Annotated in this window: 1 protein-coding gene; it reads right to left on the bottom strand. The window is 35.3% G+C overall.

All coding sequences use genetic code 11. The annotated features are described in order from the left end of the window. Window positions 1-278 (bottom strand): hypothetical protein (locus Q4528_RS13685; protein WP_303522101.1); only part of this gene is annotated, 278 nt, incomplete at both ends.

Raw genomic sequence — 278 nt, 5'->3', positions numbered from 1 at the left:
ACTTCATATTTTTCTTCTAGTTTACCTAGAAGCCCAGACAATTCACCTCTATGCTCAGAAGCAAACTTCTTTACTTTTTTTCTAATTCTTTCTTGCTCTTTATTTAACTCTTCTTTCTCATCTTTTGAGAGCATCATCTCATGGAAACTTCTAGCTCCTGAGGGGTGGTAGAATTTATTACCTCCCCCTGTTGAATTGTGGAGAAATACAATATTTGATGAAGATAACCTCTGATATACTTCACCCGTTTCATATTTTTCGAGTTCATTACCGTTAAC

This window comes from Staphylococcus pasteuri (assembly GCF_030547725.1).
In the GTDB taxonomy this organism is placed as follows: Bacteria; Bacillota; Bacilli; order Staphylococcales; family Staphylococcaceae; genus Staphylococcus; species Staphylococcus pasteuri.
Note: the sequence above shows the minus strand (reverse complement) of the source record. Positions and strands in the feature narration are given on the sequence as shown.